Below are 25,386 nucleotides of genomic sequence, written 5' to 3'. Positions count from 1 at the left end.
TCTCTAACTCGTCTTCGGCACGAAGGCGCCCGGCGGAATCTGGCCGTCGACATAGGCGTGATAGAGCGCGTCGAGCTGCACCCACAAGACGTTGGTCTTGAAGATCAGCGCGTTGCAGACCGACTCGCGTTCGGCCGGCGTCTTGGCGTGCTGCTTGACGTATTCGAGCGCGAAGCCGGCGTCGCGCGGCGCCTGGGTCAGGCGGCGGCTGAAATAGCTCATGATGTCGGGGTTGACGAAGTCGTAGTGCTTCAGCATCCCCGAGATGCGCTCTTCATGCAGGTTCGGCGCGAACAATTCGGTGAGCGAGGAGGCGATCGCCTCCAGCGGCGTGCGGTCGCGGCAGAAGTGCACATAGGCTTCCACGGCAAAGCGCGTCGCCGGCAGAATGCCCTCGGTGGATTCCACATAGGCGGTGTCGAGGCCGAGCCCTTCGGTCAGCTTCAGCCAGCGCTCGATGCCGCCTTCATTGCCGAGATCGCCGTCATGATCCTCGATGCGGTGGCGCCATTCGATTCTTGTGTTGCGGTCGCGGAAGCGCGAGATCACCATCGCGTCCTTCAGCGGGATCGTGCTCTGGTAATAATAGCGGTTCAGCGCCCAGGCCTGGACCTGGCCCTTGTTGAGCTTGCCGCCGTGCAGCAGCCGGTGGAACGGGTGCAGGCTGTGATAGCGCGTCGCACCGATCGTGCGCAGCACAGATTCCATCTCCTCGGCGCTGTCGAGCGTGATGCCCTTGCCGATCGAGAGCGCGGTCATTCCTGAGGTCAGCATGACATTCACAGCACGATCTCCGTTCCGTCGGAGGGAATCTGCCAGCCCGCCTGTTCGGCCGCCTTGCGTTCGGCCGAGGTCCCAAGCAACGCCGGGTTGGAGTTGTTGATATGCAAAAACACTTTTTGCCCGATGTCGAGCCCGGCGAGGCTTGCGATCGCGCCCTGATCGCCGGACATCGCGATATGACCCATGCCCTGGCCGGTCTTGTTGCCGAGCCCCGCCGCGATCAGCTCGTCGTCGCGCCACACCGTGCCGTCGAAGAACACCAGCGGCGCGCCTTTCAGCCGTGATTTCAGGTCGTCGGTCACCCGGGCGCAGGCGGCCAGAAAGTAGAAATATTTGCTGCTGCGCTTGTCCGCAATACGCAGGCCGAGCGTATCGCCGACGCCGTCGGCGCCCGCCGGATGCGCCTTGCCCTCGAGATACCAGGCGCCCTTGCCGGGAACCTCGAACGGCAGCACCTCGAGGCCCGACGGCGATCCGTCGGACAGGGCCGGTTCGAAGGCCTGGTCGACCGCAATCGGCCGGCGGGCGACATTCTTCTCGCTCAGCACGTTGAAGATGCTGTTCGAGCGCAGGATCGCCAGCACCCGCTCATGCCCATAGATCGCAAACGGCGAGCCCTCGCGCATCGACAGCAGCCCGGCGACGGCATCGATCTCGCCATTGGTGAGGATGACGCCGGCGATCGGGCTATGGCGCAAGGCGCCGTGCTTCGGATGCAGCTGGGGCGTCGCGATCAACTGCTGGCGCAGATCGGGGGACGCGTTGACCAGGAACCAGTGCGCGCCGTCGCCGCTGACGGCGATCGAGGCTTGCGTGCTCTGCAGTTCGGGATGATCGGTTCGTGCCGTCCTGCAGACCGCACATCCGCAGTTCCACTGCGGAACGCCGCCACCCGCCGCGGCACCCAGGACGACGACACGAAGCATGATCCGTCCCCTGGAGAAGTTTAAACTCGGACCCAAAAACGTTACGAGGTGGACGCCGGATTTGAAACACGCCCCCCACCTTCGGGAACGCGTTACGCCCGGATGTCCACCTGCGCTAAAACGCTAAACGTGTATAGGCGCTGCCGCTTACTTGCGGGTCGCGCACATATACATGTTGATTTCCATGCCGACCGACACTTCAACGATCTTCGGTGCTTTCCAGGCCATTTGGCTCTCCTTGTTGCAACCGGACGAACTTTCCGCCCTGCACAGTAAATTACTGCGGTTGGAAAAGTTCGCCACTTAAATTTTTCGCAAGTTGCCCTGTGGAAACGCCATGCTGCACTGCGGAAGACAGCGGCGGCCCACTCACAAATTTGTGCGCGCGTTTCCGGTCAAAACCCGGTGGCATCAGACCTTTTTCCTGTTGTTCGCCACACGGTGAATGGTGATGTTGGATTAAGAAGCAGGGGCCGCGCGGTCCTCCGAAGGTCCTGGTGACGATTCCGTGCTTCCCGCGAAGGGGAGCGACTAACCGAGCCGAGTTCAGCCGATGCCACGCTATTTCTTCAATACCCGTATCGGCGACGAGCTGATTTCCGACCCCGACGGCGAGATCCTGCGGGATCCGGATCGTGCCTGGGAAATGGCGCGGGCGATGATTCGCGAACTGCTCAAGACCGAGGGCGCCGACGGCGCGCTGCTCAGCGCCGTGATCGAGGTGACCGACGACGAGGGCGAGATCGTGCTGGAGTTTCCATTCACCGAGGCGATCCTCGATCGCCCGGATCGCTCGATGACAAGGCACTGACGCACGCCGACACGGATGCATGGTCACAACCATGCGTTGGCCGATGTCGGCATGTTTCCGATTGCAATTGTCCGGACAAATTCGCAAGACTATGAACGGAAAGCCTGATAGCGCCGATCGACCTCAATGGCGCAAGCAACAACGGGCTTCCACCCAGGGGAGATCATCATGAAAAAACACTCATTCGCACCGCGCAGCCTGCTGCTTGCCGGGGCCATGCTGGGGGCGTTCACGCTCTCTGCTGCGGCGCAACAGCCCGCCGCGCCGGCCGCCGGTGCTGCGCCCGCCGCCCAGCCGCTGCCGCCGGGCTCGCCCTTGATCGGCCGTCCGGACAATGAAGCCGCCGCCAAGCTCGCGCCGGTGGCGCCGCCGCCGCTGCCGTCCGCGCCCGACAAGCTGCCGCTCGCCAAGCTCAAGGTCCCAGCCGGCTTCAATGTCGAGGTCTATGCCGCTGGGATGGCCAATGCGCGCTCGATGGCGCTCGGCGACAAGGGCACCGTGTTCGTCGGCAGCCGGCTCGTCGACAAGGTCTATGCGATCGTCAACAAGGACGGCAAGCGCTCGGTCAAGGTGATCGCCTCCGGCCTCTATCGCCCGAACGGCGTCGCCTTCAAGGACGGCACGCTCTACATCGCCGAGCTCTCGAAGGTCTCCAAGATCGACAAGATCGAGGACAATCTGGACAACCCGCCGAAGCCGACCGTGATCTACGACAAGCTGCCGAAGGACGAGGCGCATGGTTGGAAGTTCATCGCCATCGGTCCCGACAACAAGCTCTATGTCCCGGTCGGCCAGCCCGGCAACAACGTGCTGCATGACGCCGACCACGGCCAGATCCGCCGCATGAATCTCGACGGCTCCGGCGCCGAGGTCTATGCGCTCGGCGTGCGCAACTCGGTCGGCTTCGACTGGAATCCCGAGAACAAGCAGATGTACTTCACCGACAATGGCCGCGACTGGCTGTCGGAGACGGTGCCGGAGGACGAGCTCAACCGCATCACCAAGGCGGGCGAGGATTTCGGCGCGCCGTTCTGCTACCAGGGCAACATCATCGACCAGGAGCTCGGTTGGGGCAAGAACTGCAAGGACTACACCGCGCCGGTCGGCCTGATGGGCCCGCATACCGCCTCGCTCGGCATGCGCTTCTACACCGGAAGCCAGTTCCCGAAGACCTACAAGAATGCGATCTTCGTCGCGCGTCACGGCTCCTGGAACAAGTCGCAGAAGCAGGGCGGTGACGTCGTCGTGGTCAAGCTGAACAAGGACGGCACCGTGAAGTCGATGGAGCCGTTCCTGACCGGCTTCCTCGAGGACAACAAGTATGTCGGCCGCCCGGTCGACGTGATGCTGCTGAAGGACGGCTCGCTGCTGGTCTCCGACGACTGGAACGGCGCGGTCTATCGCGTCAGCTACGGCAAGCCGAAGGTCGCCAATCAGTAAGCCAGAGTAGCTCAGCCATCGTCATTGCGAGCGAAGCGAAGCAATCCATTCCTCCACTTGCGGAGAGACGGATTGCTTCGTCGCTTCGCTCCTCGCAATGACGGAATTTGCCCGGAGAGGCCAATGTACAAAACCATCACCGCAGCGCTGGCATTGGCCTTAATTGCGTTTCCGGTCGGCGCCGAGACCATCCAGGAGCGCGCCGTGGCGTGCTTTGCCTGCCATGGCGAGCATGGCACCTCGGAAACCGAGAACACGCCGTCGCTCGGAGGCCAGCAGGCGCCCTATGCGCTGATCCAGCTGTTCATGTTCCGCGAGAAGCTCAGGGTGTTCGACCCGATGAACGAGATGACGAAGTCGATGACCGACGACGATCTGCGCAGCTTCTCCGATTTCATCGCCACCCTGCCGAAGCCCACGCCGCCCACGGACGCCGGCGATCCGGCGCGGATGGCGAAGGGCCAGGCGCTGGCGCAGCAGAACCGCTGCAACAGCTGCCACAACACCGATTTCTCCGGCAAGGAGAACGTCCCCCGCATCGCCAACCAGCGCGAGGACTACCTCGCCAAGACGCTGGCCGAATACAAGGACAACAGCCGCCACGGCTACGACGCCACCATGGCCGACGTGATGCAGACCGTCACCAAGGAGCAGATCGGCGACCTTGCCTACTACATCGCTCACGTGCGCTGAAACATCAGGCGGCCGGCCGCTGGCCTTGTTCTCCGGGCGGCGCTAAAAAGCCTGCGTCATACGGAGTATCTCATGCAGGATCTTTGGCGTCTGTCGGCAGCCGAGCTCGCCGGCCTCATCAAATCGAAGAAGGTATCGGCGAAGGAGGCGGCCGAGGCCGGGCTCGCCCGGCTCGATGCGGTCAACCCGAAGATCAACGCGGTGGTCGATCACCGGCCGGACGACGTGCTGGCGCAGGCGGCATCGATCGATGCGGCTATTGCGCGCGGCGAGGCGGTCGGTCCGCTTGCCGGCGTGCCGATCACGATCAAGGTGAATGTCGACCAGGAGGGCTACGCCACCACCAACGGGTTGAAGGCACAGCGCGACCTGATCGCCAAGGCCGACAATCCGGTGGTCGCCAACCTGCGCAAGGCGGGCGCGGTGCTGCTCGGTCGCACCAATTGTCCGGCGGTCTCCTATCGCTGGTTCACCACCAACCTCATTCACGGCGATACCAAGAACCCGCGCGATCCAGCCATCACCCCGGGCGGCTCGTCGGGCGGCGCGGGCTCCGCGGTCGCGGCCGGCATCGGCCATATCGCGCACGGCACCGATATCGCCGGCTCGATCCGCTATCCGGCCTATGCCTGCGGCGTGCATGGCCTGCGGCCCAGCATGGGGCGCATCCCCGCCTTCAACGCGGCGCTGCCGGAGCGTCCGATCGGGCCGCAGATCAGCGCGGTGTCGGGCCCGCTGGCGCGCACCGTGAACGATCTGCGCATCTCGCTCGCGGCGATGTCGGCGCCCGACTATCGCGATCCCTGGTACGCGCCGGTGCCGCTCGAGGGACCGCCGCGCGAGAAGCGCGTTGCGATGTGCCTCAATCCCGATGGTCTCGACCCGGTGCCGGAGGTGGTCGCCGCGGTCGCCGACGCCGGCAAGCGCCTGCAAGCCGCCGGCTGGATCGTCGAGGAAATCGCAAACACGCCCTCCTTGCGCGAGGCGGCCGAGATCCAGACCCGGCTCTGGCTCGGCGACGGCTACGAGGCCCAGCTCGCCTTCGCCGAGCGCGAGGGCGATCCCGGTGCGCTGGCCTGCCTGCGCGGTGTCCGTGCCCGGGTGCATCCGTTCGACCTGTCGCAGGCGCTGACCCGCCGCGCGACGCTGACGCGGGAATGGTTCGCCTTCCTCGATAAATATCCGGTGCTGCTGATGCCGGTTTCCGGCGAGCTGCCGTTCCCCGATCATCTCGACCGCAAGGACGAGGCGTCGTTCGCGCGCGTGTGGCACGCGCAGCTGCCGCAGATCGCGATCCCCTTCATGGGGCTTCCCGGGCTTGTCGTCTCCACCGGCCTCGTCGGGCGGATTCCGGTCGGCGTGCAGCTAGTGGCCGGCCGCTACCGCGAGGATCTCTGCCTCGCCGCGGGCGAGGCGGTCGAGGCCGGCGGCACGCCGTCGGCTGCCATTGATCCGGTGAGCTGAGATGGCATCGGTCTACGATTTCACCGCCAAGTCGCTCGCCGGCGAGGACATGCCGTTGCGGCAGTTCGAGGGGCAGGTGCTCTTGATCGTGAATACGGCGAGCGCCTGCGGGTTCACGCCGCAGTACAAGGGCCTCCAGGAGCTCCATGCCGGACTGTCGCCGCGCGGCTTTGCCGTGCTCGGCTTCCCCTGCAACCAGTTCGGCGCGCAGGAGCCGGGGACGGCCGCGCAGATCGCCGCGTTCTGCGAGACCAACTATTCCGTGACGTTTCCGATGTTCGCCAAGATCGACGTCAACGGCAGCGGCGCGCATCCATTGTACGAACACCTGAAACATGAGAAGTCCGGCCTGCTCGGGCCGGCGATCAAATGGAACTTCACCAAGTTCCTGGTCGATCGCTCCGGCAAGGTCGTGGCGCGGCATGCGCCGACCGCCAGGCCCGAGGGATTGAAGAAGGAAATCGAGGCGCTGCTATGAGCGACGACAACGACACCAACGACCAATTCCCCGACCGCCTCTCGGTCGATCCGAACAGCCCGTACTACAACGCGGATATTCTCGCCCGCGATGTCGGCATCCGCTTCAAGGGCGTCGAGAAGACCAATGTCGAGGAATACTGCATCAGCGAAGGCTGGGTGCGCGTCACCGCCGGCAACGCCAAGGACCGCTACGGCAATCCGCTGACCATCAAGGTGCACGGGCCGGTCGAGCCGTATTTCCGGGATAAGGCGAAGTCCTGAGCCGACTCCACCACCGTCATTTGCGAGCGCAGCGAAGCAATCCATTCCTCCGCTTGTTGAGAAATGGATTGCTTCGTCGCTTCGCTCCTCGCAATGACGGTGCGCAGAGAAGCGGGCAGCCAAAATAGAGAGCAACAACAGCATGTCCGTCCGCATCGTCGACGTCCGCGAGGTCACAAAACCGATCTCCTCGCCGATCCGCAACGCCTATATCGACTTCACCAAGATGACCTCGAGCCTGGTTGCCGTGGTCACCGATGTGGTGCGCGACGGCAGGCGGGTGGTCGGCTACGGATTCAATTCCAACGGCCGTTACGGGCAGGGTGGTCTGATCCGCGAGCGCTTTGCGCCGCGCCTCAAGGAAGCCGATCCGAAATCGCTGCTCGATGCCAGCGGTGACAATCTCGATCCGGACAAGGTCTGGGCGACGCTGATGTCGAACGAGAAGCCGGGCGGCCATGGCGAGCGTTCGGTTGCAGTCGGCACCATCGACATGGCGGTGTGGGACGCGGTGGCGAAGATCGCCGGCAAGCCGCTGTTCCGGCTGCTCGCCGAGCGCCATGGCGTGAGCGCCAACCCGCGCGTCTTCGTCTATGCCGCCGGCGGCTACTATTATCCCGGCAAGGACCTCGGCGCGCTGCGCAGGGAGATGCGCGGCTATCTCGACCGCGGCTACAACGTCGTGAAGATGAAGATCGGCGGCGCGCCGCTCGCTGAGGACCGCGAGCGCATCGAGGCGGTGCTGAAGGAAATCGGCAGCGCAGCGCAGCTTGCGGTCGACGCCAACGGCCGCTTCGATCTGGAAACCGCGATCGCCTACGCCAAGATGCTGCGGGAGTACCCGCTGTTCTGGTACGAGGAGGCCGGCGATCCGCTCGACTACGCATTGCAGGCTGCGCTCGCCGAATTCTATCCAGGCCCGATGGCGACCGGCGAGAATCTGTTCAGCCACCAGGACGCGCGGAACCTGATCCGCTATGGCGGCATGCGGCCGGACCGCGACTGGCTGCAATTCGACTGCGCGCTGTCCTACGGGCTCTGCGAGTATCAGCGCACGCTCGAGGTGCTGAAGACCCACGGCTGGTCGCCGAGCCGCTGCATCCCGCATGGCGGTCACCAGATGTCGCTCAACATCGCAGCCGGCCTCGGCCTCGGCGGCAACGAGAGCTACCCCGACCTGTTCCAGCCCTATGGCGGGTTCCCGGACGGCGTCCGCGTCGAGAACGGCCATATCGTGATGCCCGATCTTCCCGGCATCGGCTTCGAGGGCAAATCCGACCTCTACGCAGAAATGAAGGCGCTGGCCGACTAAACAGCCGGGCCCGTGCCGATCCGGCGGTTCGGGGCATGCCTGAGTTCGCTCGCAAATTCCTGTGAGCAACGCTCAAGAAAATATTGAACGTTGCTCATGTTCGGTTATACTCATGAGGGAGAGACGCCATTCCGGGTCACCTGGACGGCGCTGAACCGATCATGAGGATAGCCGCATGCCATATTCGGCGAAGGATCTCCGCCAAGCCGCAGATGCCGGGGCGATCAGCCCGGCTGATCTGGAACGCCTGCTGGCCTTCCTGGCGAGCAGCGAAGGGCAGGGGGCGGCCGGCGACGCAAGCCCGGCCGCCAGGTTCGATGCCGCACACGTGCTCTGGTACGCCGGCGCGCTGATCGTGATCGGCGCCATGGGCCTGTTCTCGACCCTGGCCTTCACCCAGATGGGCGGCCGGGCACTGACGGTCTGCGCGCTGGCCTACGCCACCGCCTTCACGATGGCTGGCCACTATCTCTGGCACCGCAAAAACCTGCGGGTTCCCGGCGGCCTCTTGATCGCGATCGCGGTCTCGATGGCGCCGCTCGCGGTCTACGGCATCCAGGACGAACTGGGTTGGTGGGGCAAGTTCGGCAAGCCGGGGACCGTGCAGGATTTCTACATCTGGGTGAAGGGCAGCTGGATCTTCATGGAGATCGCAACGATTGCCGCCGGCGTCGTCGCGCTGCGTTACTTCCGCTTCGCCTTCATCGTCGCGATCATCGCGTTCGCGCTGTGGTTCATGTCGATGGATCTGGCGCCTTGGTTCAGCGGCACGGCTCATGCCGACTTCGAGACGCAGCGCCGGGTGTCGGTCTGGTTCGGACTGGCCGTCCTTGCGGTGGCATGGACCGTCGACTATCGCAGCCGCAATGCCGACTTTGCGTTCTGGCTGCATCTGTTCGGTCTGATGGCGTTCTGGGGCGGGATCACCGCGTCCTCGGGTTCAACCGAACTGGGCAAAGCGGTCTACTGTCTGCTCAATGTCGGCCTGATCGCGATCGCCGTGATCCTGATGCGGCGCGCCTATGCGGTGTTCGGCGCGTTCGGCATCTGCCTCTATCTCGGTCATCTCGCCGACGTCGTGTTCAAGGACTCGCTGTGGTTTCCGTTCTCGCTGTCGCTGATCGGGATTGCCGTGATCGCCGCAGGCCTGCTCTACCATCGCAACGAGCGTGCGATCGCCGGCTGGATCGACACGCATCTGCCGGCGGGGCTGCGGCCGCGATCCGCAACGGCGTGAGGGCATCCTCACGGCTTTAGAATCGATACAATCTGGAATCCCTACAAGGAGAGCGGTGCGCGAGCGCCGCTCTTCGTTTCCGGGCGCAAATCCGGAAGCCGACTGAAACCATTTGTATCCTTGACTTTTCCGACCGTGCGCTCGCTGCGAGCAGAACCTGCGGGCTTTCGTCGCGATTTTATTCCGTCGTCGCGCAAAAATTTTGTCAGGCCCGTCGTCTGGACGCACGGCACCTCACGTCTCTAGAGGACGACGCATCGCCTTTGGGCAAGGCGAGAGTTGCTTGGGGACGACGTCATGACATCAAGATCACAAAACAACCGTCGCACGGTTCTGCTTGCGAAACTCTCGCTGCTCACGGCGAGCTATCTCGCGCTGAGTGTTCCGCTCGTAACGTCCGCGGCGCAGGCGCAGTCGGCCCCGGCGCAAGGCGGCGCATCGTCGCTGCCGCCGGTCACCGTCACCGCGCCGGCCACGCAACGCCGCCGCAGCGCGCCGTCGTCGTCGCGCAACACGGCCGCCGCACGCGGCCGCCGTACCCAGACCGCACGGCGGATCGAGCCCACGGCCGCGCCGAAGCCTTTCACGGAATCGCAGGATGCCCGCACCGGCACATCGGGCTACTTCGCCAACAGCACCTCGGTTGCGACCAGGACCAACACCGCCATCGTCAACATCCCGCAATCGCTCAACGTCATCACGCGGGAGCAGATCCGCGACCAGAACTACCAGGGCCTCACCGACGTCACCCGCTACGTCCCCAGCGTTGCCGTGCATCAGGGCGAGGGCAATCGCGATGAGCTCGTGATCCGCGGCGTGGATTCCAGCGCCAACTTCTTCGTCAACGGCTTTCGCGACGACGTGCAGTATTTCCGCGACATGTACAACGCCCAGAGCATCGAGGTGCTGAAAGGGCCGAGCGCGCTGACCTTCGGCCGCGGCGCCGGCGGCGGCCTGCTCAACCGCACGCTGAAGGAGGCCGACGGCAACCGCGTCTACGAGGCGACGGCGCAGACCGGCTCGTGGGGCGATCGCCGCGTCACCCTCGATGCCGGACAGGCGATCAACGAGAACGTCGCAGCAAGGCTCAACGTGTTCTACGAGGGCGCCGACGCCTTCCGCGATTTCAATCATCTCGAGCGCTACGGCATCAATCCGACGGTGACGCTGAAGCCTGACGACAACACCAGGATCAAGCTGAGCTACGAGTATTTCCACGACGGGCGCACCGCCGATCGCGGCAATCCCTCACAGGGGCTGCCGGGTGGGGCGACCCGCTTCAACCCGACCACGCCGTTCGCGCCGAATGGCGACTTCTCGACCTTCTTCGGCAGTCCGGCGCTGAACACCGCGCAGGCGACGGTGCAGACCGGCATGGCAATCATCGAGCACGATTTCGAGAACGGGCTGACGGTGCGCAACGGCACCATCGCCGCCGACTACCAGAAGTTCTATCAGAACGTCTATCCGACCGGCGGCGCGCTCGCGGGCGCGGTCAACCCGGCGGACACCGCGGTCAACCTCGGCGCCTACCAGCACACGACGAACCGCGACAATTTCTTCAACCAGACCGATTTCACCTACAAGACCTGGACCGGTCCGCTGTTCCACACTGTCGGCTTCGGCACCGAGTTCGGCCGCCAGAGCGGTGTCGACATCCGCAACACCGGAATCTTTCCCAACGGCACCAACACCATCGTGCAGAATCCGTTCGCGCCGACTTACTTCGGCCCGGTGACGTTCATTCACCATTTCACCGGCACCAACACCGACGGCGTCACCACGCCCGACTCCAACAGCCGCTACGCGCTGAACATCCAGTCCGGTTATGTCAGGGACACCATCGAGATCTCGCGCGGGATGCAGATCGTCGCCGGTGCGCGGTTCGATCGCTTCGACATGTCGGCGACCGACATGAACACCAACATCAACCGTAATCGCGTCGACAATCTGGTGTCGCCGCAGGGCGCCCTGATCATCAAGCCGATCGATTCGATGTCGGTCTACACTGCCTACAGCATCTCCTACCTTCCGGCCTCGGGCGACCAGTTCAGCGCGCTGAACGACGGCACGCTGATCCTGCAGCCGCAGCGCTTCGAGAATGTCGAGCTCGGCATGAAGTGGAACATCAATCCGAAGCTGCTGTTCTCGACCGCGGTCTACAATCTGAACCGCACCAACCAGCCGATCGCCGACGGCAACAATCCCGGCTTCTTCTTTCCCTCGGGCAGCACGCTGACGCGCGGCGTCGAGGCGAGCCTGACCGGCTACATCACCGAGCAATGGCAGTCGTCGCTGGCTTATGCCTATACCGATGCGAAGATCACCGGCGCGACCTCGGCGACGGTGGTGCCCGGCAACCGCGTCCAGCTCGTGCCGTACAATCAGTTTGCCTGGTGGAACAAGTATCAGTTCACGCCGACGTGGGCGGCGGCGCTCGGCGTGATCTATTTCGGCGATTCCTTCGCCTCGTCCGACGACACCGTGCGGCTGCCGGGCTTCGTCCGCTTCGATGCGGCGGTCTATGCCAAGATCGACGAGACCTGGAGCGCGCAGCTCAATGTCGAGAACATCTTCGACAAGGGCTATTGGGCGTCCGCCGACGGCAACAACAACATCTCGCCGGGGCAGGGCCGCACGGTGCGGCTGACGGCGCGGGCGAGGTTTTAGGACGCCGAGGCGTCGAACGCCGTGCCGTCATTGCTATCGATGTTCATTGCCCCGTGACCCTGAGGAGCCGCGAAGCGGCGTCTCGAAGGATCGACGGCCACCGGCCGGGCCGTGCATCCTTCGAGGCTCGCTCCGCTCGCACCTTAGGATGACGGTGTTGGAATGCGGACGCTCTATGACGGGATAGAGCTGGGTCTCGTCACCCCAGCCGCATGTCTAGCAGCCGCCGGCCTTCGCCCTTCAAGAGCTTCTTCACCGCGCTCGAGGCGATCACCTCGCCATTGTTGGCGTAGGCTTCGTGGTTCTTCTCGATGTCGTCGAGGCGGTAGAGGTAGTTGACCATGACGCCGGCGGATTCGCGCAGGCCCTTGGGCGAGAGGTCGCCGAGCCAGTTGATCCGCTCCAGCCGCGCGCCGTTGCCGAGATGGAAGCGCGCGACCGAATCGATCAGCCGGCCCTTCGGCGTGCGCGCCTTCAGGAAGTAATAGGCGGCGAGCGGCTCCAGCAAGGCGCGGAGTTGCGTGGCGAGCTCGGCATTCTCGAACCAGTCGGGCTTGCCGAGGCTTTCCAGCAGCTGGCGGTCTTCCTCGGTCAGCGGCGCGTCATCGGCCTGCTTGACCCACTGCATGAAGCCCGGCACCGGCGACAGCGTCACGAAGTTGTCGAGCTTGGGCAATTCGCGGCGCAGCTCCTCGACCACCTGCTTGATCAGGAAGCTGCCGAAGGAGATGCCGCCGAGCCCGCGCTGGGTGTTGGAGATCGAGTAGAACACCGCGGTGCGGGCCCGCTCGACGGGCACCGGCTCGCGCTCTTCCGCGAGCAGCGGCGCGATCGCGCCCGGGATGGCTTCGGTCAGCGCGACCTCGACGAAGATCAGCGGCTCGTCGGCCAGCGCCGGATGGAAGAAGGCGTAGCAGCGGCGATCGATCGGATCGATACGGCGGCGCAGGTCGTCCCAATCGCGGATCTCATGCACGGCCTCATAACGGATGATCTTTTCCAGAATATTGGCCGGCGACGACCAGTCTATCCTGCGCAGCACAAGAAATCCCCTGTTGAACCAGGACGAGAGCAGGTGCACCACGTCGCGATCGAGCGCGGCGAGGTCCTTGTTGCCCTTCATCAATGAAAGCAGATCCGATCGGATCGACACCAGCTCGCCGGTGCCGCCGGGCGCACGATTGAGCCGGCGAATCAATTCCTGGCGGCGCGGCTCGGAGGCGAAGTGCAGGTCGCTGGCATCGTCGCCATTGGCTTTCGCGCGCCAGCTTTCGATCGCCTGCGTCAGTCTGGCCCGATCGGGTCCGAAATCGCGCGCCAGCGTCTGGAAGAACGACAGCCGGCCGGGCGCATCGAGGTGGTGGTAGCGATCGAGCACTTCGCGCGCCATCGCGGTGCCAGAGGCCTCGCCACGGCCGGACAGCAGCGCCTCGCACAATTCCAGCAGCTCGGACGCATCCTGCTTGTCGTTGGCCGGGCTGGCGCGGCCGAGCAGGACGCGGCCACGTTCGGAAATCGTCGAGAGCAGATCGGAGAAAAAGGCGTTGGCCATGAGCAGGTCGTATCCAGCGGGTCGTATCCAGTGAAGCCGGACCTTACACGGGATTTAAGGTCGGGAGCACTGCAATCAAGCGCAGGGATCGTACGGAAATATGTCGCAGCGCGACAACGGTATGATTCGTCGCTGCTGCGCCCGTTGACAAATCCCGTTCACCTTTTCTCGCACGTTTTCTCCGCGAACGCGGTCGGTGTCTTGCCGGTGACCTGGCGGAACGCATGGGAGAACGCCGGCACGCTGGCATAGCCGAGGTCGGAGGCGACCTGCTTGACCGAGACGTTGGCGTTGGTCGACAGGCGCTCGATCGCGGCCGCGATGCGGGCGCGCTGGCGCCAGCTCTTGAAGGAGAGCTGCGTCTCCGCCGCGAACAGGCGCGACAGCGTCCGCCCGGAGGTGCCGACGGTGCGCGCCAGCGCGTCGATCTCGTGGTCCTTGGTCGGATCGGCCAGCACGATGTCGGCGGCGCGGCGGCAGCGCGGCTCCTGCGGCAGCGGGATGAAGGTCGCGGAGTCCTCGGCCTGGTGCAGCTCCAGCATCACGAGCCGGATCAACAGGTCGGTGCGCTCGCGCCCGCAGGACGTGTCGAACAGCGCGAGGATCGCCTGGTGCACCAGCGGCGAGACCCGCACCACGAATTCGTGCTTGAGGCTGTCGCTGCGCTGCTCGCGCGCAAGCCAGGCCTGGTCGAAATACAACGTACGCATCTCGATATCCGCGAGCACGTCGATCGCGTGGGGAAGCAGGGCAGGGACCCACACCGCGCGGTCCGGCGGCACCAGCCAGCGGCCCTGCGGCGTGGTCACCTGCATGGTGCCGCTGGCGGCATAGACCAGCTGAGCCTCGCGGTGCATGTGCGCCTCGAGACGGACGCCTTTCTGGTAGCTGCGCGCGACCATATGGACGCCGTCGCCGGTGACGCGCCGGTCCTTGTGGAGGGCTCTTATTGGCGGTTCAGCGATAGTCATTGGCGACATCCCGTCAGGACAAGCACCTATAACCTATTTTGGAGCAATTGAAGAATCGCGTGAGAGACGTGCCCATGAACAGCCCCAGGAACAGTTCAAGCAACAGTCCCGGCCGGGTGATCACCTTCGTCAACGCCGCCCATTTCATCGACCACTATGCGATGCTGATCTTCGCCGCCGCGGTCATCATCATGGGCCCGGCACTCGGCATGGCCTACTCGGAACTGCTGCCCTATGCGACGCCGGGCTTCATCGCCTTCGGCGCCGGCTCGCTGATCACCGGCTGGCTCGGCGACCGCTGGAGCCGCCGCCACATGATGGTGATCTTCTTCGTCGGCATCGGGCTGTCGATGATCTCGGTCGGCTTCGTGCAGACGCCGCTGCAACTCGGCGCGGCGCTGCTTTCGATCGGCATCTTCGCCTCGATCTACCATCCGGTCGGCACCGCGATGATCGTGTCCTATGCCGAGAAGCTCGGCGCCCAGATGGGAATCAACGGCGTCTGGGGCAATCTCGGGGTCGCCTCGTCGGCGCTGGTCACCGGCGTGATCGGCCAGTATCTCGGCTGGCGCTGGGCCTTCATCGTGCCCGGCACGGTCACCGTGCTGATCGGCATCGCCTTCGCGATGACGGTGGTGCACGAGGACCGCAAGGGCTCCAAGCAGGCCGCTGCCCAGGTGCGCGTCGCCAAGGAGGACATGTGGCGCGTGGTGCTGTCGCTCCTGATCGTGGTGATCGCGATCTCGACGACGTTCAACGCGGTGACGGTGGCGCTGCCGAAGCTGTTCGCCGAACGGCTCGCCGACCTGACCAGGAGCCCGGCGCTGCTCGGCGTGATCGCGGCCGGGGTCTATGTATTCGGCGCGATGACGCAGTACACGATCGGCAAGCTGCTCGACAGGTACTCGCTGAAGACGGTGGCGCTGCCGCTGTCGTTCCTGCTGGCGCCGTTCCTCTATCTGGCGGCGAGCCTCTCCAACCTGCCGCTGATCGTGGTCTCGATCGGCATCGTGATGGGCGCGTTCGGCCAGGTGACGGTGAACGATGCGATGGTCGGCAAGTACACCACCGAGGAATGGCGCTCGCGCGCCTATGCGGTGCGCTATTTCGTCGGCTTCACCGCGGCGGGCGCCTCCGTCGGCCTGGTGGCCTGGCTGTACGACCAGGGCGGCTTCTCGATGATGCTGCGCGCGTTCGCCGCGCTGTGCCTGCTGGCAATTGCGGCCGCGATCATCCTGCCGCGCGAGATCCGGACCCCCGCGACGCAGACGGGCTGACGCAATAGTGTTTTGCCACCCGGTTTGCGGCTGAGATAGTACCCTCCGGCTCCTCGGCGGGTACGCGGCTCCTGCGCGGGCGGCAATCCGTGAGCTTGGTCACGCTTCGCGAACTTTGTTCCAATCCGCAGGTGTGGTAGGTTTGGCTGGGCCTCGGGGACGTGGCGCCGGTTGCGCCTCGAGCACACATCTCTTTGGAGCAACCGGAGCGCTATGGGAGAACTTCGCGACTTCAAGTCAGGTCGGTCACAGCCCGACAATACGCAGCCTCCTGGCAACTCAATGCCGCGGCGGCTCGCAGCGATCGTTGCTGGCGATATCGCCGGCTACAGCCGGCTGATGCAAATTGATGAAGAAGGCACGCATACGCGCGTCAAGCGGACCCTGCGCGACCTGATCGAGCCCACCATTGCCGAGCACCATGGCAAGCTGGTCAAGACCACCGGCGACGGCTTTATCGCGATGTTCGACAGTCCTGTCGAGGCCGTCCGTTGCAGCATCGTGATCCAGCAGAACATGATCGGCCGCAACGCGGCGATCGCGCGAGATCACTGGATCGAGTACCGGATCGGCGTCAATCTCGGCGACGTCATCATCGAGCCGGACGACATCTATGGCGACGGCGTCAACGTGGCCTCGCGTCTGGAAGGGATCGCGGCGCCGGGTGACGTCTTCATCTCCGGCGGCATCTATGAGCAGATCAAGCACAAGATGGTCTGCGGGTACGAATCGCTTGGCGACAAGAAGGTCAAGAACATCACCGATCCGGTCCGGGTCTATCGCGTGCTGCCGGACGCTGCCGCGTACCAGAGGACGCGCAGGCGTCGCGAGTCCATCCTGCTCACGCTGCTCGGATTGGCGGTCGCAATCATCGCGGGGGGCGTGCTGTGGTACATGCTGGCGCAACCGCGCGGCAAGCCCGCCGATTTGGCACAGGCGCCTCCGTCGCCGGCGGCGTCGCCTGCCGTTCCGCAGCCGGCACCGAGCCCGGCTCCAGGCCAAGCTGCAAGTCCGATCCCGCGCGCCGCACCGACGCAGCAAGCGTCGCCTCAAGCGGCGCCCTCCGCAAGTCCCGCCGTGTCGGTGCCGGAGCCTGAAATGGTCTCGCTGCAGGGCGGCAGCTTCTCGATGGGAAGCAATGACGACCCCTCGGAGCGGCCGATCCGCAAGGTGACGGTCAAGCCGTTCGCCATGGGCAAGTATCCGGTCACCGTGCGGGAATGGAATGCCTGCGCGGCGGCCAAGGCCTGCGGCTTCACGGCCAGCGGCAAGGACGACGTTCCCGTCACCAATGTGAGTTGGAGCGATGCGAAGCAATATCTGACCTGGCTCGCCGAGGCGACGAAGAAGGCCTACCGGCTTCCAAGCGAAGCCGAATGGGAATACGCGGCGCGCGGCGGCACGTCATCGAAATATTGGTGGGGCGACCAGATGCAATCGGGCAACGCCGGTTGCAAAGATTGCGGCGGCGACGCTGCCGCCGATCAGCCGGTCAAGGCCGGCAGCTTCAAGCCGAATCCGTTCGGCCTCTACGACATGGGCGGCGGGGTCGATCAGTGGGTCGAGGATTGCTGGCACAGGAACTACCAGGGCGCGCCGGCCGACGGCGCCGTGTGGTCCGGCGGCGACTGCGCCTCCCATGTCATCCGCTCCGGCTCCTGGAAGAATGACGCGCGCTATGTGCGTCCGGCCAATCGCGACAATTACGACACCAATGTTCGTTATCCGACCCACGGTTTCCGGGTCGCACTGTCTCCCTGAGCGGTCATCCCTGATCGCCAGGCTTCATGGAGGGGCTATGAAAAGTGCAGGCTTGATCATGCTCGCCGCGGCGCTGACGCTGTTCGCGGCTCCGGCCGACGCGCAGAACAAGCCGGCCGGCAAGGACACCAAGCTGTATTTCATCTGGCCACGCGACGGCGCCAAGCTCAAAAGCCCGTTCTGGTGCCGCTTTGGGCTGCGCAACATGGGCGTCACCCATGCCGGCGACGACTACCCGAACAGCGGCCATCACCATCTTCTGATCGACGTGAACGAGCCGCTGAATCCGAATGAGCCGATCCCCTCGGACAAGTCTCATTTGCACTTCGGTGCGGGCCAGACCGAGACGCAGCTCGATCTGGCGCCCGGCAAGCACACCTTGCAGCTCGTGCTGGGCGATGCCAAGCACTACCCATTCAACCCGCCGGTCGTCTCCGAGAAAATCACCATCCGGGTCAAATAGGCCGATACGGATGGCTCCCTTGCGCGAACCGCCGCTTGCGCAAGGCGGCCTCGTGCGGTTTGTTGCGCGCCGCCGGGCGCAAGACTTGGTGCAAGCAAGACCCGGTGTGGAGGGCCTCCGATGTTGTCTCGATTGCTGCGTCTGGCCGGCCTCGTTCTGGGAGTGATTGTGATGGCCACATCAGCCGACGCCGAAGCCTTGAAGGATCAGATCGCGCCGACCGGAAAGCTCCGGGTCGCGATCGCGATCAGCCCGGCGGGCGGCGCGTTCTGGTCGACCAAAACCGGGACTGGCTATGCCGGCGTTCCAGTCGATCTCGGCCGCGAGATGGCGGCGCAGCTCGGCGTGCCCGTCGAATACGTCGTGCACCAGAATTCCGGCCAGATTACCGACGCGGCGTCGAAGAACACCTGGGACGTCACCTTCCTGCCCAAGGATCCCGAGCGCGAGACCAGGATGACGTTCGGGCCGATCTACGAGGTCGCCGACGCCACCTACATCGTCAGGCCGGGCTCGAAGATCACCAATTTCGCCAGCCTCGACCAGGACGGCGTCAAGGTCGCCGCCGTCAACAACACTACGACCATGCGCGGCGCGATCGCGCATCTCAAGCGCGCCAAGGTCACCGGGTATCAGACCTATGACGAGATTTTCCATCTACTGGAGAATGGCGAGGTGGACGCCTTCGCACTGTCGCGCGACCAGCTGATGGCGATGGCGAAGAAGATTCCAGGCACCTGCGTGCTGGACGAGACCTTCAAGCAGACCGTGACCGCGGTTGCGGTGCCGCTCGACCATCCGCTCGCGGCCGCCTTCGTCACCAAATTCATGACCGAGGCGATCGCCAACGGCACGCTGCGCAAGGCCTATGACAGCAACGGGCTGAAGGATTCGCCGGTCCGCACCGAGGTGAAGTGAAGTAGCGGCGCGTATCGACGACCCTATCCCCGTGATCCTGAGGCGCGAGCGGAGCGAGCCTCGAAGGATCGACCGCCACCAGCCGGGGCCGTGCATCCTTCGAGACGGCCGCGATGCGGCCTCCTCAGGATGACGGGGAATAGAGAAGGGGCGCCGCAATGAGTGACATCTGGGCAAGCTGCATAAATCGGCGCCATTGTGCCGGTCGGCTCCCATGCCGAATGGATAAGCAGTTGTATTAGAATGGTTTTTTGTTCTGGCGCCGGCATCACCGGTTGGCATATCCATTGCTTTTGATTGCACCAGTCAATGACGACTGCCGTCCTCCGGATTGCCGAAGCCAGCGAAGGCCGAGGTGAGGGGATCAAGGCGCCCCGCCGGGGCGTCTCGAGCAATCGTTGCAACCCATCTTCCCCGGACGGACGAGCATTTCAACCAACCCGCGTCGCTTCCGGCAGGCAACCGGCGCGGCCGAATTGCGCAAGGGGACTTTATCAATGGCCTATCTCGCACCGTCCGAATTCGTCACCAAAATGGTGGACGCCGGCGAATCCAAGATCTTCATGTCGACGCGCGACACCGTGATCCGCGCCTACATGGCCGGTGCGATTCTCGCGCTGGCGGCCTGGTTTGCGGTGACGATCAACGTCAACACGGGCCAGCCGATCATCGGGGCGTTGTTGTTCCCGGTCGGCTTCGTCATGCTCTATCTGCTGGGCTTCGACCTCTTGACCGGCGTGTTCGTGCTCTCGCCGCTCGCGCTGCTCGACAAGCGCCCCGGCGTCACGCTCGGCGGCGTCCTGCGCAACTGGGGCCTCGTCTTCATCGGCAATTTCGCCGGCGCGCTCACGGTGGCGTTCATGATGGCGTTCGTGACCACCTTCGGCTTCACGCAGGAGCCCGACAAGGTCGGCATGACCATCGGCAACATCGGCGAGGGCCGAACGCTGGGCTACGCGGCGCATGGCGCGGCGGGCATGGCTACGCTGTTCATTCGCGGCATGCTCTGCAACTGGATGGTCTCGACCGGCGTCGTCGGCGCCATGATCTCCACCACGGTGCCCGGCAAGGTGATCGCGATGTGGATGCCGATCCTGGTGTTCTTCTACATGGTGTTCGAGCATTCGGTGGTGAACATGTTCCTGTTTCCGTCGGGACTGATGCTGCATGCCAAGTTCTCGATCATGGACTATTTGATCTGGAACGAGATCCCGACCGTGCTCGGCAACCTCGCCGGCGGCCTCGCCTTCACCGGGCTGACGCTCTACACCACCCACGTGAAGACGGCGCCGAAGCGCCAGCGCCTGGCCGCTTGATCCTGGCCGGCTGATGGGGCTCTCCTGTCGCGGAGGGCCCCATTCGCATCGGGACGGTCGATGCCGCGCGCGCTGAAAATATCGGTCGGGCAATTCTCTGATCAGGGCCGCAAGGACGCCAATCAGGATTTCCACGGCGTGCTGATCCCGGGCGAACCGCTGCTCGGCCTGAAGGGCATCGCCGTGGTGCTCGCCGACGGCATCTCCTCGAGCAGCGTCGGCCGCGTCGCTGCGGAGTCCGCGGTCAAGAGCTTCCTGACTGACTACTACTGCACCTCGGAATCCTGGTCGGTGAAGAGCTCGGCGCAGCGGGTGCTGGAGGCGACCAATTCCTGGCTGTACGCGCAGACGCGGCGCGGCCAGAATCCCTACGACAAGGACAAGGGTTACGTCTGCACGCTGACCGCCTTGGTCATCCGATCGACCATTGCGCATCTGTTCCATGTCGGCGACAGCAGGATCTATCGCGTCGCCGGCAACAGCCTCGAGCAACTGACCAACGACCACCGCGTCGTGATCTCATCGCAGCAGAGGTATCTCGGCCGCGCGCTCGGCGTGAGCCCGCAGCTCGAGATCGACTACCAGAATCTCCCGCTCGAGCGCGGCGACATCTTCCTGCTGGTGACCGACGGCATCTACGAGCACGTCCCGGCGCGGCAGCTGGCGAAGACGATCAAAGACGGCGCCGCCGACCTCGACGCTGCCGCGAAGGCGATCGTCGCCCAGGCCTATGAGAGCGGCAGCCCGGACAATCTCACCGCGCAGATCGTCCGGATCGACGAATTGCCCGACGGCGATGCCAGCGAGGTGTTCGGCCAGCCCAGTGAATTGCCGCTGCCGCCGCTGCTCGATGCGAGGATGCTGTTCGACGGCTACCGCATCGTGCGCGAACTGCATGCCTCACACCGCAGCCATATCTATCTCGCGGTCGACGAGGAAAGCGGCACCACGGTCACGATCAAGATCCCCTCGATCGACCTGCGCGACGACGGCGCCTATCTGAAGCGCTTCATGATGGAGGAGTGGGTCGCCCGGCGGATCGACAGTCCGCATGTGCTGAAGCCGTTTCTGCCGCAGCGCAGACGCAATTTCCTCTATGTCGCGATGGAATATATCGACGGCCAGACCCTGACGCAGTGGATCACGGACAATCCCGCGCCGGCGCTGGAGACCGTGCGCGACATCACTGAGCAAATTGCAAAAGGGCTGCGCGCGTTCCACCGCAAGGAGATGCTGCACCAGGACGTCAGGCCCGACAACATCATGATCGACAAGACCGGAACGGTGAAGATCATCGATTTCGGCTCGACGCGGATTTCGGGCGTCGCCGACGCCGCGCCTGTGGGCGTCGAGGACATTCTGGGCACCCAGCAATACACCGCGCCGGAATATTTCCTGGGCGAGGGCGGCACGGCGCGCTCCGACCTGTTCTCGCTCGGCGTCGTCACCTATCAGATGTTGACGGGACGCCTGCCCTATGGCGCGCAGATCGCCCGCGCCCGCACGCGATCCGACTTCAACCGGCTGGTCTACCGTCCGGCCGCGCATGGCGGCCGCGAGGTCCCGAACTGGGTCGACGGCACGCTGGAGCGCGCCGTGCACGCCAATCCGCTCAAGCGCTACGACAGCTTTTCCGAATTCCTGTTCGACCTGCGCAATCCCAACGCAAAGTATCTGACGAATTCATCGACCCCGCTGATCGAGCGCAACCCGGTGCTGTTCTGGAAGTCGACCACGCTGGTGCTGGCGGTCGTCGTGGTGCTGCTGCTGGCCTACGGCGCGCATCATTTGCGGTAGCGGGTCGGGTTGCGTTGACCTAACCCCGTCATCCTGAGGTGCGAGCTCTTGCGAGCCTCGAAGGGTGAATCGGCCCCGCTGGTGGCCGTGCATCCTTCGAGACGCGCGACGCGCTCCTCAGGATGACGGGGATAGAGGCGGAGGCGGTGCGCTGCTAATGCGTCGCGCCCGCGACGATCGGATCCAGCCCGCTCTTGACCAGCGCGTCGTGCGCGTCTGATGAGGCGAGGAAGCTGATCAGCGCCTTGCCGGCCTCACGCTCCTTCGAGACCGTCGCGATCCCGGCGGAGAACACCGTGATCTTCTGCAACGGCTCCGGCAGCGGACCGACGATGTCGATGCCGCTAACCGGCTTCAGTTCCGAGATCTGCTGCAGGCCGATCTCGGCCTCGCCCTTGGCGACGATTTCGCCGACCGGGGTCGCCGGGATCATCCGTGCCTTGTCCTTCATCTGGTCGGCGATGCCGAGTTTCTGGAACATCTCGGTCGAGACATAGACGCCGCTGGCGCTGTCGGAATAGGCGACCGATTTCGCCGCCAGCAGCGCCTGCTTGACGCTGTCGACCGAACTGATGTCCGGCTTCGGTGCGCCTGATTTGACCGTGATGCCGATCGGCGACTTCACGAGGTCGACGCGGCTGTCGGCCACCACCTTGCCCTGCTTGACGAGGTCGCCGAGCGCATAGCCGACCATGATCAGCACATCGGCCGGCTCGCCGCGCTCCAGCCGCACCGGAATGGCGTTGGTGGTCGTCCCCATCGACGGTCCGAAGGCGGTCACGACCTTGTGCCCGGTCTTGCGCTCGAACTCCGGTACCAGCGCCTTGTAGGCGGCGGTCAGCCCGCCGGAGATCATGACGTGGACTTCGGCGGCAGATGCGGCTGAGGTGAAGGCGAGGGCGCCGATGACGGCAAGCGTGAGGGCACGGAAGGCTGAGGCTGATCGCATGGAGTTTCTCCCTGGACGATTCTTGGGAAACGGGGTCGTCGTGGCCGGGAACACTACTGCGCGAGGGGATGCGTGGCTAGCCAACCACGGCCATCGCGAGGAGACGGAGCAATATGGGGAAAGGTGAGAGTTCGTAGCCCGGATGGAGCGAAGCGCAATCCGGGACCGGCTTCTCCGCGGAAGCACTTCCCGGATTGCGCTGCGCTTCATCCGGGCTACGGGATCCCGTCACGAATTCACATGCACGAAATCGCGCAGCAGCGGGTAGATCTCGTTGTTCCAGCGCTTGCCGGAGAACACGCCGTAATGGCCGACGCCGGCCTGCATGTGATGCACCTTGCGATAGGTGCGCACGCCGGTGCAGAGATCCTGGGCGGCGAGCGTCTGGCCGATCGAGCAGATGTCGTCCTTCTCGCCTTCCACCGTCATCAGGCCCATGCGCCGGATCGCCGCCGGGTTTACCGGGCGTCCGCGATGCATCAGCATGCCCTGCGGCAACAGGTGCTCCTGAAACACGTCGCGCACCGTCTCGATATAGAATTCCGCCGGCAGGTCCATGACCGCGAAATACTCGTCGTAGAAGGTCTTGATCACCTCGGCCTTGTCGGTCTCGCCCTTGGCGAGATGGTCGGCGAGATCGATGTGCTGCTTGATGTGACGCTCCAGGTTCATCGACACGAAGGCCGTGAGCTGCACGAAGCCCGGGTAGACCTGACGCAGCGCGCCCTTGCACTGCATGGGCACGTAATTGATCAGATTGTCCTCGAACCACTTGATCGGCTTGCTCTTGGCGAATTCGTTCACCTTGGTCGGCTGGATCCGCGTGTCGATCGGCCCGGCCATCAGGGTCAGCGACGCCGGCCGCGCCGGATGATTATCCTCCGACATGATCGCAGCCGCCGCCAGCGCCGACACCGAAGGCTGGCAGATCGCCACCATATGCGCGCGCGGGCCGAGCTGGCCGAGGAAATCGATCAGATGGTCGGTGTAGTCCTCGAGCCCGAAGCGGCCCTCGCTGCGCGGGATGTCGCGCGGGTTGTGCCAATCGGTGATGTAGACGTCGTGGTCCTGCAGCAGCGTCTTCACGGTGCCGCGCAGCAGCGTGGCGAAATGACCGGACATCGGCGCCACCAGCAAGAGCCGCGGCTGCTCCGGGCCGTCCACCTTCCTGAAATGCAAAAGCGAGCCGAACGGCGTCGCATAGGCGATCTCCTCGGTCACCTCCAATTCCCTGTTGCCGACGGTGACGCTGCCGATGCCGTAGTCGGGGCGGGCGTAGCTCAGGCTCGAGCGGGAGATCAGCTCGAGCGCGGCGGCGAGCCGGCCGAAGGTCCGGTCGGAGGTGCCCCGCGGCACCAGATTGAGATAGCGCAATGCCGCCGCGGCGCCGGTCCGCCACGGCGCGGTGAGGTCCATTTGGTTCTGATAGGCCTGGTACAGCATCGACATCATACGCATCCACCCGGTGGCCTGGTCTGCCAAGCAATATCGAGGCCAGAGGCGGGCCGGCTGCCCGGCAAATTGGCACGTGGCTTGCTGCAAAATGAACGGCGCCGGGGAGCGCGGCGGCTGGACCGGCGCGCGGCGCGGACGCGTTCAGGCGTGAGGAAACGATATGGCGAAAGCGACACTCACCATCAGCAGCAAGAACTATTCGTCCTGGTCGCTGCGCGGCTGGCTGCTGGCGAAATTCGCCGGGCTGGAATTCGAGGAGGTGGTCACCGCGCCCGATGATCCCGCGGCGCGGGCCGAACTGCTGCTGCTGTCGTCGTCGATCCTGGTGCCCTGCCTGCGCCACGACGGCGCGACGGTCTGGGACACGCTGGCGATCGGCGAGTATCTCAACGAAGTCATGCCGCAAGCCGGGCTGCTGCCGGAAGACCGCATCCAGCGCGCGCATTGCCGCTCGATCTCGGGCGAGATCCATTCCGGCTTCACCACGCTGCGCTCCTCGCTGCCGGTCAATCTCAAGGGGCATTTCCCCGGCTTCAAGATCTGGTCGCGGGCGCAGGCCGATATCGACCGGGTCTGCACCATCTGGCGCGATTGCCTCGGCGCCTCGGGCGGGCCGTTCCTGTTCGGCGCACGCCGCACCATGGCCGACGCGATGTATGCGCCGGTCGTGACCCGCTTCATGACCTATGACGTTAAGCTCGATCCTCTGCTGGCGGCGTATGCCGGGACCATCATGGCGATGCCCGAGATGCAGCAATGGATCGAGGCCGCGAAGGCGGAGCCTGCCGACGTCGAGGAGCTCGAGGTCGAATATTAGGCAGACGCGCCCCGGCCTGCCTGCGCCGGCGGC

At 64.6% G+C, this 25,386-nt stretch carries 23 protein-coding genes; 16 read left to right on the top strand and 7 right to left on the bottom strand.

Features of this window, described 5'->3' with window-relative positions; genetic code table 11:
- Positions 1 to 3 precede the first annotated feature (3 nt).
- From pqqC to pqqA, 3 genes are all read right to left on the bottom strand, one after another.
- Positions 4 to 774, bottom strand: coding sequence for a pyrroloquinoline-quinone synthase PqqC (pqqC, locus tag ACVILL_RS02810; protein WP_456727745.1), 771 nt, complete (start codon positions 772 to 774; stop codon positions 4 to 6).
- Positions 775 to 779: 5 nt separating this feature from the next.
- Positions 780 to 1,709 (bottom strand): pyrroloquinoline quinone biosynthesis protein PqqB, encoded by a 930-nt coding sequence (gene pqqB, locus ACVILL_RS02805; protein WP_456727744.1) that lies wholly within the window; start codon positions 1,707 to 1,709, stop codon positions 780 to 782.
- Positions 1,710 to 1,856: 147 nt separating this feature from the next.
- The gene (gene pqqA, locus ACVILL_RS02800) at positions 1,857 to 1,937 is read right to left on the bottom strand and encodes a pyrroloquinoline quinone precursor peptide PqqA (RefSeq protein WP_035635412.1); all 81 of its coding nucleotides are present in this window, start codon (positions 1,935 to 1,937) and stop codon (positions 1,857 to 1,859) included.
- Between the two features lie 325 nt (positions 1,938 to 2,262).
- On the opposite strand from pqqA, the gene ACVILL_RS02795 reads away from it, so the two are divergent.
- From ACVILL_RS02795 to ACVILL_RS02755, 9 genes are all read left to right on the top strand, one after another.
- Positions 2,263 to 2,520 (top strand): DUF6894 family protein, encoded by a 258-nt coding sequence (locus ACVILL_RS02795; protein WP_016839844.1) that lies wholly within the window; start codon positions 2,263 to 2,265, stop codon positions 2,518 to 2,520.
- Positions 2,521 to 2,688: 168 nt separating this feature from the next.
- Positions 2,689 to 3,960, top strand: a complete 1,272-nt coding sequence (locus ACVILL_RS02790) for a PQQ-dependent sugar dehydrogenase (protein ID WP_456727743.1) — start codon at positions 2,689 to 2,691, stop codon at positions 3,958 to 3,960.
- Positions 3,961 to 4,083: 123 nt separating this feature from the next.
- Positions 4,084 to 4,653, top strand: coding sequence for a c-type cytochrome (locus ACVILL_RS02785; protein ID WP_456727742.1), 570 nt, complete (start codon positions 4,084 to 4,086; stop codon positions 4,651 to 4,653).
- A gap of 72 nt (positions 4,654 to 4,725) precedes the next feature.
- Positions 4,726 to 6,117, top strand: coding sequence for an amidase family protein (locus tag ACVILL_RS02780; protein WP_456727741.1), 1,392 nt, complete (start codon positions 4,726 to 4,728; stop codon positions 6,115 to 6,117).
- A 1-nt stretch (position 6,118) separates the two neighbouring features.
- The gene (locus tag ACVILL_RS02775; protein ID WP_456727740.1) at positions 6,119 to 6,595 is read left to right on the top strand and encodes a glutathione peroxidase; all 477 of its coding nucleotides are present in this window, start codon (positions 6,119 to 6,121) and stop codon (positions 6,593 to 6,595) included.
- Entirely contained in the window at positions 6,592 to 6,858 is a 267-nt protein-coding gene (locus ACVILL_RS02770; protein ID WP_106320564.1) for a DUF3297 family protein, read from the top strand. The genes ACVILL_RS02775 and ACVILL_RS02770 overlap by 4 nt, the downstream gene beginning before the upstream one ends.
- A gap of 142 nt (positions 6,859 to 7,000) precedes the next feature.
- Positions 7,001 to 8,170, top strand: coding sequence for a mandelate racemase/muconate lactonizing enzyme family protein (locus tag ACVILL_RS02765; protein WP_456727739.1), 1,170 nt, complete (start codon positions 7,001 to 7,003; stop codon positions 8,168 to 8,170).
- 175 nt (positions 8,171 to 8,345) lie between these two features.
- On the top strand, positions 8,346 to 9,407 hold the full coding sequence (locus ACVILL_RS02760; RefSeq protein WP_456727738.1) for a hypothetical protein: 1,062 nt from the start codon (positions 8,346 to 8,348) through the stop codon (positions 9,405 to 9,407).
- A 297-nt stretch (positions 9,408 to 9,704) separates the two neighbouring features.
- Entirely contained in the window at positions 9,705 to 12,077 is a 2,373-nt protein-coding gene (locus tag ACVILL_RS02755; protein WP_456727737.1) for a TonB-dependent receptor, read from the top strand.
- 199 nt (positions 12,078 to 12,276) lie between these two features.
- Here ACVILL_RS02755 and ACVILL_RS02750 read toward each other — a convergent pair whose 3' ends face one another.
- Both ACVILL_RS02750 and ACVILL_RS02745 read right to left on the bottom strand, forming a co-directional pair.
- Positions 12,277 to 13,629: a malonyl-CoA decarboxylase gene (locus ACVILL_RS02750; RefSeq protein WP_456727736.1), complete on the bottom strand. Its 1,353-nt coding sequence runs from the start codon at positions 13,627 to 13,629 to the stop codon at positions 12,277 to 12,279.
- A gap of 158 nt (positions 13,630 to 13,787) precedes the next feature.
- Entirely contained in the window at positions 13,788 to 14,600 is an 813-nt protein-coding gene (locus ACVILL_RS02745) for an AraC family transcriptional regulator (RefSeq protein ID WP_456727735.1), read from the bottom strand.
- Between the two features lie 74 nt (positions 14,601 to 14,674).
- On the opposite strand from ACVILL_RS02745, the gene ACVILL_RS02740 reads away from it, so the two are divergent.
- The 6 genes from ACVILL_RS02740 to ACVILL_RS02715 all read left to right on the top strand — a co-directional run bounded on the left by ACVILL_RS02740 (position 14,675) and on the right by ACVILL_RS02715 (position 22,132).
- Complete coding sequence (locus ACVILL_RS02740; RefSeq protein WP_456727734.1) at positions 14,675 to 15,877, top strand: MFS transporter; 1,203 nt, start codon at positions 14,675 to 14,677, stop codon at positions 15,875 to 15,877.
- Positions 15,878 to 16,090: 213 nt separating this feature from the next.
- Positions 16,091 to 17,638, top strand: a complete 1,548-nt coding sequence (locus tag ACVILL_RS02735; protein WP_456727733.1) for an SUMF1/EgtB/PvdO family nonheme iron enzyme — start codon at positions 16,091 to 16,093, stop codon at positions 17,636 to 17,638.
- Between the two features lie 37 nt (positions 17,639 to 17,675).
- Positions 17,676 to 18,101 carry a DUF4399 domain-containing protein gene (locus tag ACVILL_RS02730; RefSeq protein WP_456727732.1) on the top strand — a complete coding sequence of 142 codons (426 nt, stop codon included), beginning with the start codon at positions 17,676 to 17,678 and terminating at the stop codon, positions 18,099 to 18,101.
- 171 nt (positions 18,102 to 18,272) lie between these two features.
- On the top strand, positions 18,273 to 19,019 hold the full coding sequence (locus tag ACVILL_RS02725; RefSeq protein ID WP_456727731.1) for a transporter substrate-binding domain-containing protein: 747 nt from the start codon (positions 18,273 to 18,275) through the stop codon (positions 19,017 to 19,019).
- Between the two features lie 497 nt (positions 19,020 to 19,516).
- Entirely contained in the window at positions 19,517 to 20,335 is an 819-nt protein-coding gene (locus ACVILL_RS02720) for a formate/nitrite transporter family protein (RefSeq protein ID WP_456727730.1), read from the top strand.
- Between the two features lie 60 nt (positions 20,336 to 20,395).
- Positions 20,396 to 22,132: a protein kinase domain-containing protein gene (locus ACVILL_RS02715; RefSeq protein WP_456727729.1), complete on the top strand. Its 1,737-nt coding sequence runs from the start codon at positions 20,396 to 20,398 to the stop codon at positions 22,130 to 22,132.
- Between the two features lie 154 nt (positions 22,133 to 22,286).
- Here the strand turns inward: ACVILL_RS02715 and ACVILL_RS02710 are convergent, their stop codons facing one another.
- The gene (locus tag ACVILL_RS02710; RefSeq protein WP_456727728.1) at positions 22,287 to 23,081 is read right to left on the bottom strand and encodes a substrate-binding domain-containing protein; all 795 of its coding nucleotides are present in this window, start codon (positions 23,079 to 23,081) and stop codon (positions 22,287 to 22,289) included.
- Between the two features lie 228 nt (positions 23,082 to 23,309).
- A complete protein-coding gene (locus tag ACVILL_RS02705) occupies positions 23,310 to 24,533 on the bottom strand; it encodes a polyhydroxyalkanoate depolymerase (RefSeq protein ID WP_456727727.1) in 1,224 nt (407 codons plus the stop codon).
- Positions 24,534 to 24,696: 163 nt separating this feature from the next.
- Here ACVILL_RS02705 and ACVILL_RS02700 point away from each other — a divergent pair, with 163 nt between their 5' ends.
- The gene (locus tag ACVILL_RS02700; protein WP_456727726.1) at positions 24,697 to 25,353 is read left to right on the top strand and encodes a glutathione S-transferase; all 657 of its coding nucleotides are present in this window, start codon (positions 24,697 to 24,699) and stop codon (positions 25,351 to 25,353) included.
- Positions 25,354 to 25,386: the final 33 nt, after the last annotated feature.

The organism is Bradyrhizobium sp. USDA 3364, assembly GCF_054056355.1.
This window is presented reverse-complemented; position numbering and strand designations above follow the sequence as displayed.